A 15650-nucleotide genomic window follows, 5' to 3' on the forward strand; every position below is an offset into this window, starting at 1 on the left:
GTGTAATTTTATTTGCATTTGCGTATCCTCTGATGACTAAATAATTTATACCTAATAGCACATTACAAGAGTCTTGGCAATCATCCGTTACTATACACCTTCGCGGGGGTGACAAGAGATGGTTGCGGAGGTGACAAGATAAAAGTCGGAGTGACAAGAGTAAACCCTTGAAAAAATCATTTGTACCTTTTTGAAAAGTTTTACTTGCGTAATTGTTAATGATGAGGCACCTTATTCTTAGTTCAAGATGAAAGAATAAGAACAAAACTTGAAAACTCACCTTCTGAAATGAAATATATAGTCAATATATTTCATTTCTTTTTTAAGTCGCTCAATTTCTTTCCCTTGACGTTGTTATCAGTCGAGCCCTTTGGCGATATGCCATCGGTCTCATTAACCCTTAAGGAGTTTTGAATGTCGAATGAACTCATGTTTATTTTAGGTTGCGGCAGTTTGGCACTTCTCTATGGCTTGTTTACAACAAGACAAGTTATGGCAGCAAGTACCGGAACAGCCCAGATGCAAAGCATTGCAGCCGCCGTTCAAGAAGGGGCGAAAGCTTACCTGAACAGACAATATACAACAATTGCAATTGTTGGTCTGATCATTGGTTTGGCTTTAGCTTTTATTCTTGGTATCCATGTTGCAATTGGTTTTGCAATTGGTGCAGTTTTATCAGGCGCTGCAGGTTACATTGGTATGAATGTTTCAGTTAGAGCAAACGTTAGAACAGCAGAAGCTGCAAGATCTGGTCTTGCACAAGCGCTTGAAATTGCTTTTAAATCAGGTGCCATTACAGGGATGCTTGTGGTTGGTCTTGGTCTTTTAGGTGTTGCAAGCTACTATGCTTACCTCGTTTCAACAGGTCTTGATACAAGATCAATTCTTGAAGCATTGGTTGCTCTTAGCTTTGGTGCTTCTTTGATCTCAATCTTCGCTAGATTGGGCGGCGGTATCTTTACAAAAGGTGCAGACGTTGGTGCTGATCTTGTTGGTAAAGTTGAAGCTGGAATTCCGGAAGATGACCCAAGAAATGCAGCTGTGATCGCTGATAACGTTGGTGACAACGTTGGTGACTGTGCAGGTATGGCAGCAGATCTTTTTGAAACATATGCTGTAACAATTGTTGCAACAATGTTGCTTGGCGCTATTTTCTTCACAGATGCAGCTCTTCGCTCAACCATGATGCTTTATCCTTTGCTTATTGGTGCTGTTTGCATTATTGGTTCTATCATTGGAACTTACTTTGTAAAACTCGGTTCAACAGAAAACATCATGGGCGCTTTGTATAAAGGCTTTACAGTGAGTGTGATTATTTCTGGTATCCTCATTGTTGCAGCAACTCATCACCTTTTTGGTCTTGATGCTGTTGTGGCAACTGTTGCAAATAAGACAATCACAGGGATGAATTTGATCTATTGTGGTGCCGTTGGTCTTGGTGTAACAGGTTCATTAATTTGGATCACAGAATATTACACATCAACAGCCTATCGCCCAGTTCGCTCAATTGCGCGCTCTTCTGAAACAGGTCATGGAACAAATATCATCCAAGGTCTTGCAATTTCATTAGAAGCAACAGCGATTCCAGTGATTATCATCTGTGCAGGTATTATCTTGGCTTATCACCAAGCTGGCCTTTATGGTATTGGGATTTCTGCAACAACAATGCTCGCTCTCGCTGGTATGGTTGTAGCGCTCGATGCTTATGGTCCAGTGACAGATAATGCTGGTGGTATTGCTGAAATGGCAAATCTCCCTGAATCTGTCCGCGTGACAACCGATGCACTTGATGCTGTTGGTAACACAACAAAGGCAGTGACAAAGGGGTATGCAATTGGATCAGCAGGTCTTGCTGCATTGGTTCTTTTTGCAGCTTACATTGAAGATCTTGGTTATTATTTCCCAAGCATTCATGTGAATTTTGATCTGCAGAATCCATATGTTGTTGTTGGTCTTTTAATGGGTGGATTATTGCCATATTTGTTTGCATCTATGGGCATGACATCAGTTGGAAGGGCATCAGCTTCAGTTGTGATTGAAGTGAGACGTCAATTCCGCGAAATCAAAGGCATTATGGAAGGCACAGCAAAGCCAGAATATGGTAAAGCAGTTGATATTCTGACAAAAGCGGCGATCCGTGAAATGATCATGCCATCGCTCTTGCCAGTTGTTGCACCGATTGCTTTGTTCTTTATCATCAATGCGATTGCAGGTAAAACAGAGGCCTTCATCGCTTTAGGAGCAATGCTCTTAGGGACAATTGTGACAGGTATCTTTGTGGCTCTTTCAATGACATCAGGTGGTGGTGCATGGGATAATGCGAAGAAGTATATTGAAGAAGGCAATTACGGTGGTAAAGGGTCTGAGGCTCATAAAGCTGCTGTAACAGGTGATACTGTTGGCGATCCTTACAAGGATACAGCAGGTCCTGCAATCAATCCGATGATTAAAATCATCAATATTGTTGCAATTCTTCTGCTTGCGATGCTTGCGAAAACATCTATCTAGTTTTTGCAATGATTGCTCAAAATCCCCCTTTATCCGGAGGGGGGTTTTTTATTGAAAAGAGAAGCTTTTTTGTGTTAATGTTTGTTAATAAATTTTATAATCTTTGAGACCGATGTGTAATAACCTCAATCGTCACTCAGAGGACTCCTTGCGTCGTAGCCTCGGCGAAGACGGAAGAGCCCGTGGAGTCTCTGCAATCTCTCAAAAAGAATTGTACTCATTTGTTGATTGTCTGAGATTCCACGTCGCCTCTTACTGAGGCGACTTTGAATGACGATTCTTAAAATTTTTAATTATATTCTATGATGCAGCGATCATTTTCAGGATTCTTAATGTGAAAGGCTATTTTTATGACACTTGTTCAATTTCAAGAGGCCCAAACTCTCAAGGAAAATCAAAAACTTTACTATTTTCCAGATTCTATTTTAGAAGAATTTCATGCCTTTAAGGTGACGGATGAAACAACGAATATATTAGAGCGAAAGAAAGACCAGAGCGATTATCTAGGATTGTTTTCTTGCTTTGATGAGAGGGCTTGGAAAAATCTTCTGCTCTATTTGAATCCACGTGATGTTTTTAAAATGGTCGTGACAACCCGAAATATGAATGGTTTGTATTCAATCAATCAACTCAGGAATTGGTTTGTCTATATACGTGCTAATCGTGCGCGTCTGCCGGAACATCCATTACCTCGGTATGGACAACGAACTGCTCACAGTGCACTTCAAACAAATTTCATTAATTTTTCCAGTATGAATAGACAAACTCAGACTTTTCAAACGGGATCTCCAGAACTTAAGCTTCCTTTGTTAACTTTGTTTGATGCAGGCCATAGGGACTTAACCGTGATTACGACTTTTCAACAGTCTGTTGCTGGAGGATTAGCGGCAGTTTGTTATGATCCTCAGCTTGCAAATGGATCAGTAGATTTGCTTGGTGGTGGAAGAGGTCATCGAGCCATGAATCCTGTACCAGATTTAAACGCGTTAGTCAGGCTCGCATTGAGTTGTACGATGGTCGATCGAAATGTGTTAGAGCTTTATATACAAAAACTCCCTTACATAAGGTATTTGGGCTTGACTGAGTGTGTTTTTGATGAGTCATGGGGCGGTTTTTGGGATGATCAGACAACATGGAAACAGGCAGGTTTTTCAGCAGGAATATCCATTGACAGTCTTGAATCGCTCAATTTAGCCTACTCAAAAATTCATCCATTTGCTCTCTTAACTTTTTTGCAAGTGACAAGAAATCTTGAACAACTTGAAATTTCAGGTATTGAGGAATTAGCTCATATGGATTTTGCTCCTTTCAGTAAAATTTCACTTCCTAACCTTATAACTCTTGTGAACAAAATGGGCTTGTTGTGGTCTTTGTCTCATTTAAGATCTCTCTTAGAGATTGCGCCAAATTTAACAGCATTAAATGTCTCATCGTCCAAAGTGCAGGAAGGGTCTTTCAAAGATTTTGTCCTACAGTTTACCCAAGCGATTGAACAATGGCCCTATTACTTTCCTGAAATGTCTAAGCTTGATATATCTGAATCACCGATTACATGGTCTGATTTGGCAGTTTTGTTCAGGATGATGCCCAATTTAACAGAGCTTGATATTCGCAAATGTAAGGAGCTATCTAAGAGTCATGAGTCAGTTGTTTTAAGGCCGATGGAAAAATTAAAGACACTACACTTTACAACTGCAGGCATGGATGCCTTTGCCATTTTTGCACTAAAGGCTTTATTGGATAAAGCCCCAAATCTGCAGTATTTTCCTTTAGATTTTGACTTTAAATACAGAGAAGAATTAGGAGATGATCCTTTTGAGGAGGATATATCAAACTTTTGCTTCTTGGCTGTAAGAGGTTACAAAATCATTCAAGACGCATTAGAGGCGTATATGGATCGAGTGCCTGAAAGAAGAAAGATGATTAAAAAAGAATTGAAGTCTCAAATTGAAGCCCTTAAACGGCTTGAGGATATTGATAAAAACCTTCAGAAGCGAAACCTTGAAGATGGGGATGAGCCATCATCAAAGCGGGTTGCATTTTCGGATCATGGAAAGAGATGATTGAATTGTGAGTCTGTTTATCGTATCTGTTGCAATGACGATAAGACCCTAAAACAAGTTCAAATTGATCCACCTCCAGTTCAAGATGAATGTGTTGAAGAATTTGTGATATCAATCAGGAGGCCTTGTTTAAAAGCCTCCTGATTGTTTTTTTTAGAGATGTTTATTTTTTGTGCATGGATTCAATGCAATGTTCAACATATATAGCTCCATCTGTGCAATTTCAGGTGGTTCAACTTCAAATTTATTATCATTCAGATAAAGTTGTGACAGATTTTTTAAATTCACAAACACCGGTGGTAGAGAGGTAAGCTGATTACCCCATGCTGTGAGCGTTATTAAACTCTTTAATCCATCAATGTTAGCAGGAAGCCGAGTGAGCTGATTACCGCCTATATGTAATGAGACCAAATGTTCGAGAGTAAAAAGCTCTTCAGGGATATCAGTTAATTCATTCTCAGCAATATAGAGTTTTTGTAGATTAGGTAGCATTGTTATATCAGGTGAGATTTCTTTTAAGCGATTCTTCATCATATAAAATTCTTTTAGGTTTGGTAGATCTTGTGTCATTGGAGGCAAATGAGAGATGATGTTATCATTCACGCTGATTTTTGTGAGCGTGCTCAGTGTGAAAAGACCAGACGGCAGAGAAGACAGCCTATTGTTCATGACACTGAAAGATGTAATTCTTTTAAAATAAATAACCTCAGGAGGTAAGAAAGTGAGTTCTTTGGTATCCCAATTGAATTTTGTTGTCTCAAGATTTTTCAAGATTGCATGTCGACAGTCACAATAAGCGCTATAAGCAGATACGATTGTTTTTGGTGTTTCTTCAGTCTTTAAAGAGTCATTTGCAGCGAGAACGGAGTTTCTGAAATCCATAATGTGCTTGTCAAAATCATTTTGACTTTTAAAAAAGTCTCTGGAAAGATCTTGTTTGATTTGATCAGGAGATCTCTTTGTTTCGCTCACAAGAAGATTGATAACGTCATTAGGTGTTGTCAATGATAAAAGCTGGTCGCGAGCCCTTACAGCACGTTCAAAAATTGAGATGGCGTTTTCTTGGGTGGGAAAAGCTTCATCATTCTGTCTTTTGATTTTTGGATTTTCAATTTGAAGAGATGCTTGTGAAGCTAAATTTCTGTTCTTAATGGGTTGGGTAGAAGCTGGATTTGTTACGGTTAGATCTGACATGCGTGACTCCTTTTTATAGTTGGTATGGAGGAATATATGTTAAAAATAAAACTTGTCAAGATGATATTAATATTTATACAGGTGTATTTTGAGTGAGTATTCTTTTATGGAAGTATTCAATTCCATGATGATTAGACAAGAAGCCAGAATAAAGTTACTGCTCTATAAGGGTTTTGTTATAAAAATCAATTGTTTGCTTAGCTATGGTATCAGCTGTAAAGCCATTGAGGATGAGTTCACGTGATGCTTTTGCCATTTCTTGAATAGGTGCTTGCTCTTCAATAAATAATTTCATAGCTATTTTAAGAGCTTGAATGTTAGCAAAAGGAACTTTGAATCCGTTTACGTTGTTGTGAACCATTGACCTGCAGCCTGGCACATCACTTGCGATGATGGGGCGTCCACAACTGTTTGATTCTAAAAGTGATTTAGGGAGCCCCTCTCTTTTAGACATTAAGATTGATACATGGGCTTTTTTAAGAATTTCGCGCACATCAGATTGGTGGCCAAGCCATAAGATGCCAGGTAACTTAGCCCATTGTTTCAAGGTTTCTGGAGAGTAGCTTGTCGGGTTTTCAGGGTCAGGGTCACCAACGAGCCAGAGTTCAGATTTATAACCATCAGCCCATAAATGTTGATGAGCTTCAACGCATTGTTCGATACCTTTATCTTTGAGCATTCTTGCGATTGTGCAAAATTTGATGCCTTCTTTGAGTGGAGGTAGAGGTGAGGGCTGAAAATGCTTTTCATCAACGCCCGATCCTCGAATCAGAGCAGCAAATTCAGGATTGAATATTTTTTTGAAACGGAGTTCGTTAAAATCATCATCATTCTGGAAAATATAAAAACTATTTGGGCGCTTTAATCCGAATTTTAGAATCGGAATTGCGAACATTCGGATGAATTGATGAATTAATTTTTTGCTTGTGAAGAGGGTTCCAAGACCAGTGAATGAATAGATTTTTTTGATGTTGTTAAATTTTGTGTATTGGCAGGCAAGCAGAGCGCCAATTAAGATGGGCTTCATGGCAATGTAATTGATGATGTCAGGCTGAACAATAGAGATAATTGTTGCAATCTCATGTTGATTTTTATAGATGGTTCTTGGTGATAAGTCGCTTCTTTCCCAGTTCAAAGCGTGAGGAATGAAGCCTTTTTCTCGGATGCGTTCTTCGTGTTTGTCAATTTTACATGCAACATGAACTTCAAAGCCCTGTTTTAAAGCAAGTTCTGCAATAGGGAGTCGATGTGAATAGAAGTACCAATCTTCTGTGACAATAAAGAGTAGTTTTTTCTTGGATTGGTTTGTCATGTTAATCCTGTGTATCGTAATAGATGAATCTTTTTCTAATATAGCAATTGTTTTTTGTTCTTTCTAGTATTTAATTTATATGATAATCATTTATCATATATGAATATTGTAAATGAAAAATGGTTATCTTTTAACCCTTTATTGGTAATATAGCAATAGAATAAATGCAGCATAAGAACAAAAGGGGTACTGGCGATTCTGCAGGATTTGAAATCACATTTGAAAGCCTGGTGGGAGGGGGATGTTATTTTGCGGGATGCAAAAAAATCCGTTCACCCTGCATTTGTCTCCCAAAGTGCTGTTATTCCTCACATTACAAAAGAAGAAAAGAGCCTGAAAGCTCTAGAGAACTCTCCTTCTAACATAATGAAAAATGGTAAACCCTTGTGGTCTGCAACGAGAGTAGAGGTTTGCCAATTTCTTTGGGGAGATGGCTTAATCGGGCCAGGTGATATGAATTTTCTTGAAGGGCTTGTGAAGCCCTTTGCATTGAATCCTGCCATGTCAGTATTAGATCTTTCACCCGGTCTGGGAGCTCTTACAAGGCATATGGTTGATGAGTATGGTGTATGGGTCACGGGATATGATAATTCTGAATTTTTAGCTGCAGTCGGCAATTCTCTATCCGTTAAGCTTGGATATGAAAAGCAAGCAAAAATCTCTTACATGAATTATGAGAATATGAAATTCGAAAAAAAATACGACTGTGTTTTTTGTAAAGAAAGATTTTTCCTTGTCATGGATAAAATGCTTCTTTTTGATCAAATTGAGAGTGTAATTAAGGAGGATGGGCAATTTTTGTTCATTGATTTCCTTGTGGTTGATGGTGAATATAACAAAGAAGCCATTTCAGAATGGGAGAAAGGAGAGCCTTTTCCACCTACTTTGTCAACCTTACGTGAAACATTACATGAATTAACGCAGAGAAATTTTGACATTCGTATCACGCTTGATTTAACAAAGGATTATGAGAAGATGATTAAGGCGCAAGTGAGTTCTTTTTTAATGTATTTACAAACGGTTACAATGGAGGATGAAACAAAAGATATTGTTTCATTTGAGCTTGATCTTTGGATGAGAAGGCTGAAAGCAATATCAGATGGGTTAAAAGTGTATAAATTCCACGTTCTGAAGCGACATATATGAGATGTTTTTATAAAAAATCAAAAAAGATGAAATAAGGCTTGACAAAATAAGTGCACTGATGCAGAATTCATACAAATTTATTAGATAGGTGGAAAAAATGAAAGTATCAAATTCACTCAAAACCCTTAAATTAAGGCATAGAGAGTGCAAACTCATTAGACGTCGTGGACGTGTATATATTATCAATAAAAAGAACCCACGCTTTAAAGCGCGTCAAGGTTAATATTGATTTTACTGAGAAAATTCAAGCGCCTTACTGGCGCTTTTCTTTTATCTGGTGTTTGGTATAATAGGTATAATCCTCAAAACATAAGGAAAAAAGATGGCTGAAAAAATCATCTTAGGAAAAATTGTTGGTGTGCATGGCATTCGCGGCTTAGTTAAAATTAAATATTTTACTGAGACACCTGAGGCTTTGACTTCTTATGGACCTCTCACAGATAAAACAGGAAAAACGATTTTTAAGGTTGTGCCTAAGGGATTGAATAAGGGTAATATTTTAGCTGAGGTCAATGGGATTACAGATAGAAATCAAGCGGAACTCTTAATTCGCCAAGACTTATATGTTGATGGTGCGCTTTTACCTGAGGCTGACGAGGATGAATTTTACTATCGTGATTTGATAGGATTAACCGTTAAGAATCCGCAAGGTAAGCTTATTGGGCACATAAAGGATGTGTGCAATTTTGGCGCAGGTGATTTGCTGGATATTGAATTTGAAAATGGGAAGACCGAATTTATTTCCTTTCAACGAGAATATGTTGTTTCAATTGATTTAGATACCAAGGAAATAGTTGTAGAATTGCCGATAATGCTTGAAGAAACTGCCGAGGAGCGAAAGTTTCATGAGGATAGAGATGAGTGATTCACCTGAACAATCGCCGTGGCGAGCCCGTATTTTGACTTTGTTTCCAGAGATGTTTCCTGGTCCTTTGAGTTTGAGTCTTTCAGGAAAAGCGCTCGAAAAAGGAATTTGGGACTGTGAGGCAATTCAGATTCGTGATTTTGCTGAAGACAAGCATAAGACGGTTGATGATATCCCTTATGGTGGTGGTCCAGGGATGGTTTTAAAACCTGATGTGCTTCATAGAGCAATACTATCTGCAGCAGAAGGGCAAAAAGGTGCTGATTATCCCATTTATTATCTTTCGCCAAGGGGACGTGTTTTAGACCAAGCCTTTGTGAAGGAATTGAGCCAGAAGAAAGGCATAACACTTTTATGTGGTCGCTATGAAGGCATTGATGAGCGTGTCTTAGAGCATCATCAAATTGAAGAATTGAGCATTGGTGATTATGTGCTTTCTGGCGGTGAAGTGGCAGCGCTTGTTGTGCTTGATTCAGTTGTTAGATTATTGCCCGGAGTTATGGGAAATGTTGATACAGCGGGATCTGAGAGTTTTGAGGATGGTTTGTTAGAATATCCACATTATACAAGGCCTGCTGAATGGATGGGCCGAGAAGTTCCTGATGTTTTAAAGTCGGGGCATCATGCTGATATCGAAAAATGGCGTAAAGAAATGTCTTTGATGCTCACAAAAGATCGGAGAGAGGATCTATTTCTGCGTTATTTAGAAAAAAATGGTAAAAAAACTGATTTTTCTTAAAAAAATGGTTGGAACTTTCTCTAAGTTAGTGTAAGTTATTCGGATCATTCTAAATAAAGTCGCATTTGAGTTGACGGGTTTTTTGAATGAAACTCTATGTAGAATGATTAATTGAAACAAACTGATAAGATAATATTGAGGTGTTAAAATGAATATAATGGATCTCGTTCAAAAACAAGAAATAGACAGAGTTCTAGAGATGAGACCTGTTCCTGACTTTTCTCCAGGAGATACGGTTAAAGTGAATTTGAAGATTGTTGAAGGTACACGTGAGCGTATCCAGACTTTTGAAGGTCTTTGCATTGCACGTACAAATAATGGCGTTAGCTCTTCATTTACTTTAAGAAAAGTAAGCTATGGTGAAGGTGTTGAACGTATTTTCCCACTTTATAGTCCGAAAATTACAGAAATCACAGTTGTCCGTTATGGTAAAGTTCGCAGAGCGAAATTGTACTATCAACGTGATCTTTCAGGTAAATCAGCTCGTATTACAGAAAGAACAACAGGTCATGGCATGGCTGAATTGCGTGCGAGAAGAAAAAAGCCAGGTGCATCATCTCCTGCAGCAAGCTAAGCTTTCTAGTATAGAAATTAGAAATCCCCATTTTTAGTCAGAAAGTGGGGATTTTTTATGGGCAATAATACGAAAAGAGGCTTATAGCTTAGAAGGTGTTGTGATAATTATGATGCATCACTTTTCATGAACGGCTTTTAGATAAGAGAGAAGGGGGAAAAGACCCGCACAAAGGGCAATCGTAAAGCCCATTGATCCTTCCTTATAACCTTTACGTCTAAAAAAGCATTTATAAAAGCGTGAGAAAAAGCGGAAGAAATTCTTCCGGAAAGTTTCTGAATCTCCGTTGATGAAGTTTGGATCATCTCTCAGGTCTTTTGCACGTGCTGTGGAATAATTGTTTAAGCGTTTGAACATGTCTGTAAGATCGCGATCGACATAATGTGGCATAGCATGTTTGAGTCGTGTGCCTTTCGTTCCTTGAAAAGTAACTCTCGGGTGAACGCGTTGAGGGCCCCAATGTTTCATCCCATTTTTGAACAAACGTGCGACAACGGATGTTCCAAATGAGGCTCCCCATCCATAGCGAACCAATCGATTCCCGATATAATTATCTATTGAAATCAAGTGATAATCTGAAGAAGTTGATGTGATAGTTGAGCGAATTTCCTGAGCCAAATCTGATGGGACAACTTCATCGGCATCGACTTCAAGACACCAGTCGCAGGTTGCTTCTTTGATCGCTAAATTGCGGCGTGTTCCTTCTAATTCATAAGCGCCTTCAATGATTTTGGCTCCAAACTTTTGAGCGATTTCTTTCGAGCGGTCGGTTGATCGATCGAGAATGATGATAATTTCATCTGCAAATGTGAGATTGTTCAAGCAAGATTCAAGTCTGTTTTCTTCATTATGAATGCACATAAGAATAGAGAGACTTGGTGGTTTTTTTTGGGGTTTATTCATAGAATTCAACTTTGTTTATGGTTGGTATTAATTATGTCTAACATGATGGATTCCATAAGAAAAGTAAAGTAAAATTGATATCTGTTTTATCTTGATTTTTGAATTTGCTTATGTCATACATGTATTCTGATGATAACAAATAGGAAATGATTTCAATGATTAATCTCTCTAATTTAAAGTTTTATATTCTTCTTTTTTGTCAAATTTTCTTTTTGACATTTATTTATTCAACAGAGGCTTCTGCGGCCGATAAAACAAAATTTACCTTGGTTCATGTGAATGATATGGATAAGGTTGAGCCCTATAAAGACAGAGGCGGCGTTGCGAAACTAGCTGCTGTTTTAAAGAAAGAGCGTAGTGATAACAAAACTGTGATTTTCACAATGGGTGGGGATACAATTTCACCGTCAATCTTATCAACACTTGATCATGGAAAACATATGATTGATCTGTATCATGAGTTGAAACTTGATTATATGACGCTCGGTAATCATGAGTTTGACTTTGGTCCAGATATTGCTAAAAAATGGATTGCTCAAGCCAAGTTTCCGATTTTGTCTTCAAATGTATATGAAACGGATCATAAAAGAATTGCGGGGACAGTACCTTCTGCCATTCGTGAAATTGATGGATTCAAAATTGGCTTTATTGGTTTAACAACACCAGAAACAAAATTTGTGTCTGCGCCTGGTTATGTAACCTTTGATCCAGTTGTGGAATCTGCTCGTGACGCCATCAAGGAGCTCAAAGAACAAGGTGCTGATTTTATTGTTGCTTTATGTCACCTTGGAGTTGTTGAAGATATGGCTTTAATGAAAGCCAATCTGGGTATTGATTTTATTTTGGGCGGACATGATGAAGTGCTTTTAACCTTCTACGATTCAGTGACAGGTCTTATGATTTCAAAATCTCAGGCCGAATATATCTCAGTTGTTGATATTGAGCTTGAAAGAAAAGATTTTCATGGTGTTAAGGAGGTTGAATGGACTCCTCATTTCCGTGTTGTAGATAGTCAAGACGTTACGCCAGATCCTGAAATGAAAGAAAAAATTGCATCTTTAACCAAAGAAATGCATGCAAAGTTTGATGTACCAATTGGTAAAACACTCACTGAACTTGATAGTAGAAGAGCAAAAGTTCGTGAATCAGAAACAGCTCTCGGTAATTTAATTGCAGATAGCTTCCGTGATAAATATCAAGGGGATGTTGCGATTGTCAATGGTGGTGGTCTGAGAGGAAATAAAGTCTATGAGCCGGATACAGAGCTAACAATGCGTGACATTTATACTGAGCTTCCTTTCGGAAAACACATTGCTGTTGTTGAACTGAGCGGGAAAGAGCTTCGCCGTGCAATCGAAGTTGGTCTTGCATCAATTAAAGGTCAATCTGGTGGGTTTCCTCAAGTCTCTGGTATGACTTATGTTTTTGATGCGGATAAAAAGAAGGGTGAACGTCTTGTTGAGATTAAAGTTGCAGGACAGCCGCTTGATGAAGCCAAGAATTATAAAGTTGTTGTTAATGAGTATCTCTTCAAAGGTGGCGAGAATTACGATATGTTCCAAAAAGCAAAAACAGTGGTGAAAGTAACGGATACGCCTCTGGAAGCTTCAATTGTTGTTGAATATATTAAGAAACTAAAAGAGATTGCTCCAAAAGTTGAAGGCCGCGTTAAGCGCCTTCATTAATCACAAGGATCTATGATGACAATCGCAATTGGTAAGGATAAAAGAACAATTGTGATTGTCTGTGGACCTACGGCTTCAGGCAAGTCTGATCTTGCGCTGCAATTAGCCAAGAATCATGATGGTGAGATCATTTGTGCGGATGCGATGCAGCTTTACAAGGATCTGCCCTTGCTATCTGCAGCACCTTCTGAGGCTGAGTATAAAGCAGTTCCTCATCATCTCTTCCAAATCCTAAATCCTGATGAAAAAATGAATGCCTTTCAGTATTTGCTGAAAGCAAATGAAGCAATTAAAGATTGTTTTTCACGTGGGAAAATCCCGATTCTTGTTGGAGGGACTGGCCTTTACTTAAAGGCTGTGATGGAGGGTATTTCTCCAATTCCTGAAGTGTCATCTACTATTAGAGAGAGGCTTTCTCAGCTTTTTGATGCAGAGGGTTCTGAATCATTTTTTATGCGTGTAAAGATAATAGATCCTGTGAGTGCAGAAAATATAGATAGGCATGATCGACAAAGATTGATCAGAGCTCTAGAAGTCTATGAAGCGACAGGAAAACCTTTATCTGATTGGCAAGCCTTGCCTTTAGAACATCGCCTCAGTGACGTTACGTTTCAAGTGATTGTAACAGATATGCCGAGGGATATCTTGTATGATCGTTGTAACAAGCGTCTGGTTCAAATGATTAAGGCTGGTGCTTTGATTGAGTTAGAGGCCTTGTTGAGCCAAGGTGTGTCAGAGAAAGCGCCTGTATTTCGTATCTTAGGAGCACCAGAATTTATAGCGCATTTAAATGGCGAAATGTCTTTTGAGTTGGCTTTAGACAAGGCTCAACAAGCAACAAGAAATTATGCCAAAAGGCAAATCACCTGGTTTAAGCATCAGATCAATAAAGAAGACTGCTTTAGGCTTGATTCTTCAAATATCTGATTATGAATGCTTTGTTAGTATTGAAAATTATTTGATTCAGAAAAAAATTTGACTTGTTGAAATTATCGCTTGTAATATGATCAATCAGGATGTAGCTTCGATGTGCTACTCTTTTAAAAGCAATCATTCATCATATAATATTGGTTAAAAACATGAGTCAATTAGCTGTTGTAAAATATAATCTATTAAATCTTTTAAGCCTCAAAAAATTGGGTTTGCTTTTCGCTGTTCTCGGATATCTGGCTGTTATTACCTTTGTACCGCTTGATACAGGATTAACTGTTGTTGGTCAAAGGGTTCTTGCTATTTTGGTCTTTGCTGTCATTATTTGGATGACAGAAGCAATGGATTACAGTGTCTCAGCAATCGTGATTGCTTCGATGATGGTCTTTTTTATCGGAACGGCTCCTCAACCAGATAATATAGGAGCAATGATTGGTTCGGATAAAGCTTTAAAAATAGCGACTGAAGGTTTTGCCGCGCCTGCAACGGTTCTTGTTGCCTCTGCTCTTGTTTTGGCAGCTGCTATGACAAAAACAGGCCTTGATCGACGTTTAGCGCTTAATATTTTATCTCTCGTTGGCACAAAGACACGTAACATTTTTTTAGGAACCATTCTTGTTGGTATTTTGCTTGCCTTTATGGTGCCAAGCTCAACGGCAAGATGCTCATGCCTTGTGCCGATTATTCTTGGGATTGTTGCTGCCTTTGGCATGGATAAAAAAAGTCGGTTTTGTGGCTTGCTGATGATTAGTATGCCTAATATCGTGACATTGTGGAACGTTGGTGTTCCCACAGCTGGTGCGCAAAATTTAATTGCTCTTGGCTTCTTGAAAGATGTATTTAAGGTTCAATTGGGGTGGCTTGAATGGGTGAAGATTGCTTTTCCTTATACAATTTCTTGTACGGTCGCTTTGTATTTTTTAATGCTTTGGATGGTCAAACCAGAAGTGAACGATATTCAAGGCGGAAACGAGACGATCAAGTCAGATCTTGCGGGCCTTGGACCTATGAGTTTTGATGAGAAAAAACTATTGTTTGGGTTTGTTGGTCTTCTTTTCTTATGGAGTACACAAGGTCTTTTACATCATTTTGATACGCCGGCTGTGACTCTGTTTGGTGTTGCTTTAATGTTATTACCAGGTGTTGGTATTATGACTTGGAAAGAAGTTCAGAATCGTATTCCGTGGGGGACTTTGATTTTGTTTGGTGTTAGCATTAGCTTAGGCAATGCAATGTTAAATACAAAATCAGCGGCCTGGCTTGCTCAAATTATCAGTGCAACATTAGGGTTAGAATCCTATTCCGCTTTGGCTATTGTGATGGTTCTTGGGCTCTTCTTGCTCATCATTCACTTAGGATTTGCGAGTGCCTCTGCTTTAACAGCCTCAATGATTCCAATTTTGATATCGATATTCCAAGGATTGCCACAGATTACAAACCCAATGGGCGTAACGTTGCTTATGCAATTCTTTATTAGTCTTGGTTTCATTTTACCTGTGAATAGCCCTCAAAGTATGGTTGCTTACGGTACTGAAAGCTTTACGATTAAAGATTTTATGAGAGTAGGTATAGCTCTGACAATTGTTGTGTATGTGCTGAGTTTTATCTTTTCATTAACTTACTGGAAATGGCTAGGTATACTATAATGCCAATTAACAATCTTCTATCATTATCAACGTTTTTATTTTAGCATGATGTAGAATTGACTCTACAAAGAGGAGAAAAGAGTGA

13 protein-coding genes are annotated in these 15650 nt (G+C 38.5%); 10 read left to right on the forward strand and 3 right to left on the reverse strand.

Features of this window, described 5'->3' with window-relative positions:
* Positions 1-414 precede the first annotated feature (414 nt).
* Positions 415-2508 carry a sodium-translocating pyrophosphatase gene (locus tag KBF71_07315; protein ID MBP9878119.1) on the forward strand — a complete coding sequence of 698 codons (2094 nt, stop codon included), beginning with the start codon at positions 415-417 and terminating at the stop codon, positions 2506-2508.
* Between the two features lie 350 nt (positions 2509-2858).
* Positions 2859-4571, forward strand: coding sequence for a hypothetical protein (locus KBF71_07320; protein ID MBP9878120.1), 1713 nt, complete (start codon positions 2859-2861; stop codon positions 4569-4571).
* A gap of 153 nt (positions 4572-4724) precedes the next feature.
* On the opposite strand, the gene KBF71_07325 is transcribed toward KBF71_07320, so the two are convergent.
* Both KBF71_07325 and KBF71_07330 read right to left on the reverse strand, forming a co-directional pair.
* Positions 4725-5765, reverse strand: coding sequence for a leucine-rich repeat domain-containing protein (locus KBF71_07325; protein MBP9878121.1), 1041 nt, complete (start codon positions 5763-5765; stop codon positions 4725-4727).
* Between the two features lie 154 nt (positions 5766-5919).
* Entirely contained in the window at positions 5920-7077 is a 1158-nt protein-coding gene (locus KBF71_07330) for a glycosyltransferase family 4 protein (protein MBP9878122.1), read from the reverse strand.
* Positions 7078-7326: 249 nt separating this feature from the next.
* Between KBF71_07330 and KBF71_07335 the strand changes: the two genes are divergently transcribed.
* From KBF71_07335 to rplS, 5 genes are all read left to right on the forward strand, one after another.
* The gene (locus KBF71_07335) at positions 7327-8223 is read left to right on the forward strand and encodes a class I SAM-dependent methyltransferase (protein MBP9878123.1); all 897 of its coding nucleotides are present in this window, start codon (positions 7327-7329) and stop codon (positions 8221-8223) included.
* A gap of 97 nt (positions 8224-8320) precedes the next feature.
* Positions 8321-8446, forward strand: coding sequence for a type B 50S ribosomal protein L36 (ykgO, locus tag KBF71_07340; GenBank protein ID MBP9878124.1), 126 nt, complete (start codon positions 8321-8323; stop codon positions 8444-8446).
* A gap of 99 nt (positions 8447-8545) precedes the next feature.
* Entirely contained in the window at positions 8546-9088 is a 543-nt protein-coding gene (gene rimM / locus KBF71_07345) for a 16S rRNA processing protein RimM (GenBank protein ID MBP9878125.1), read from the forward strand.
* Positions 9081-9827, forward strand: coding sequence for a tRNA (guanosine(37)-N1)-methyltransferase TrmD (gene trmD / locus KBF71_07350; GenBank protein ID MBP9878126.1), 747 nt, complete (start codon positions 9081-9083; stop codon positions 9825-9827). The genes rimM and trmD overlap by 8 nt, the downstream gene beginning before the upstream one ends.
* Positions 9828-9975: 148 nt before the next feature.
* Positions 9976-10401: a 50S ribosomal protein L19 gene (rplS, locus tag KBF71_07355; protein ID MBP9878127.1), complete on the forward strand. Its 426-nt coding sequence runs from the start codon at positions 9976-9978 to the stop codon at positions 10399-10401.
* 117 nt (positions 10402-10518) lie between these two features.
* On the opposite strand, the gene KBF71_07360 is transcribed toward rplS, so the two are convergent.
* Complete coding sequence (locus KBF71_07360) at positions 10519-11304, reverse strand: glycosyltransferase family 2 protein (GenBank protein ID MBP9878128.1); 786 nt, start codon at positions 11302-11304, stop codon at positions 10519-10521.
* 155 nt (positions 11305-11459) lie between these two features.
* On the opposite strand from KBF71_07360, the gene KBF71_07365 reads away from it, so the two are divergent.
* From KBF71_07365 to KBF71_07375, 3 genes are all read left to right on the forward strand, one after another.
* Positions 11460-12989: a 5'-nucleotidase C-terminal domain-containing protein gene (locus KBF71_07365; GenBank protein MBP9878129.1), complete on the forward strand. Its 1530-nt coding sequence runs from the start codon at positions 11460-11462 to the stop codon at positions 12987-12989.
* 15 nt (positions 12990-13004) lie between these two features.
* Entirely contained in the window at positions 13005-13916 is a 912-nt protein-coding gene (miaA, locus tag KBF71_07370; protein MBP9878130.1) for a tRNA (adenosine(37)-N6)-dimethylallyltransferase MiaA, read from the forward strand.
* Between the two features lie 152 nt (positions 13917-14068).
* Positions 14069-15565, forward strand: a complete 1497-nt coding sequence (locus tag KBF71_07375) for a DASS family sodium-coupled anion symporter (GenBank protein ID MBP9878131.1) — start codon at positions 14069-14071, stop codon at positions 15563-15565.
* Positions 15566-15650: the final 85 nt, after the last annotated feature.

The organism is Alphaproteobacteria bacterium (genome assembly GCA_018063245.1).
In the GTDB taxonomy this organism is placed as follows: Bacteria; Pseudomonadota; Alphaproteobacteria; order JAGPBS01; family JAGPBS01; genus JAGPBS01.